We start from the raw sequence: 1498 nt of genomic DNA on the forward strand, positions 1-1498 counted from the left end.
TGTTTCGCCACCATGGACTCGGTGTCGCCGGTCCAGGTGGCCTGGACCAGAGCGGCACGTACGACGTTGGCCATGAGCTGCTCCTTCGACACGACGTCAGAGCCTCTACGCCCGTAGAGCAGGCCGTAGAGGGACGAACGTAAGCCTCTCGGACGGGCTTGCCAAGACCATCGTCGCCAAGCCGCGGTGTCGATCGTGATTCGCACTCCTGCGGGTGAGTGGTGGGGCGGAAGAGGCTCATGCGACTCCGTCAGCCGGCCAGTCCGGCGACGCGCAGGGCGTGGACGAGATCCCAGTGGCGTTCCGCGGAGACCGCCCGTGCCGCGTCCAGCAGCAGCGGTACGAGGACGGCGGGGGCGGGTTCGGCGACGCGGGCGGCCTGCTGCGGGGTGCGGGCGCGGACGCAGGCGTCGAGGAGCGCGCGGGCCTCGCGGTGACGGCCCTCGGCGGCCAGCGCGAGCACGGCGTCCCCCGTCTCCGCGGCGGGCCGTACGACGCCCTGCCGCAGGACCTGCTCGCCGTCAGCACCGCGCCCGGCCGCGGTCAGCGCGTCGGCGGCGGCGACGAGCCGGGCGGCGGGCAGGGAGGCGGTCTCCCACAGCAGCGTCGTCCAGTCGGCGCCGAGCCCGGCGCGGGCCAGCCGCTCGGCGAGCAGCGGAAAGCGGGCGGCGGGCCCGTACGCGGCCTCGGCCAGCAGCGCGTGCGCCTCCCCACTGCGCCCCTCGGCACGCAACCGCGCCAGCGCCGCGACGATCCGGGCGGCCTCCGCGCGGTCGCCCTCGGCGGGCGGCGCCGACGGCGGTCGTACGGGTTCGGCGGCCGGCGCGGCCCCGGCGAAGCGGGCACCGCCCGGGGTGCGTGCGGCGGGGGCGGTGAGCGGACGGGGCATCGGGTCCGGCACTACGGCGACGGGGGCCGCGTCCTCGTCCGGGACACCGGCGAAACGGGCCCCGCCACGGCGGCGTTTGCGCTGCGGGGGGTTGGGGGGCGGGGGCTGGGCCGGCGTCTCCTGTCCCCAGGCGGCGTGCGTGGGCTCGGCCGGTGCGTGCCGGTTCCGGGCTGCGTTCGTGGGCTCGGTCGGTGTGTGTCGGGGGCCGTCCGGGGCCGTCGTGGGTTCGGACGCCCCGCCGGACGCCGGGGGCAGGGAACCGGCGTCGCCGCTCCCCCACCGGGCCTGCCCGTCGTCCCACCGGGTCCGCCCGTCCCGTCCCCCGGCGCGGTCGAGGTCCGTCAGGCGGGCCCGGAGTTCGGCGCACCGGGCCGTCGCCCGGGCGTGGTCGTCGCGGGCCCAGGCCAGGTCGCGGCGGAGGGCGTCGGCCGCCTCGGGAGTGGTGGCACCGGCGAGCAGGCCGCCCAGCTCCGCCTGCCGTTCGGCGGCGTACCGCTGCTCGCGGAGCATCACGTCGAGCCGGTCCCCGAGGGCGTCCCGGGCGCCGGGCAGCGCGTCGTACGCGGTGAGCGCGGCCCGGTGCAGGGCGCGGGCGGCGTCCGTCTCCGC

Annotated in this window: 1 protein-coding gene and 1 pseudogene; both read right to left on the reverse strand. The window is 78.4% G+C overall.

Translation table 11 applies throughout. From position 1 onward, the window contains the following. Nucleotides 1-74 (reverse strand): annotated as a pseudogene (locus tag GTW67_RS38540) (nitrilase-related carbon-nitrogen hydrolase); the annotation flags it as partial. A 176-nt stretch (nucleotides 75-250) separates the two neighbouring features. Further along, the coding region (locus GTW67_RS16115) for a hypothetical protein (protein WP_161165513.1) at nucleotides 251-1498 on the reverse strand (1248 nt) is incomplete at its 5' end.

The organism is Streptomyces sp. SID5910 (assembly GCF_009862125.1).
In the GTDB taxonomy this organism is placed as follows: domain Bacteria; phylum Actinomycetota; class Actinomycetes; order Streptomycetales; family Streptomycetaceae; genus Streptomyces.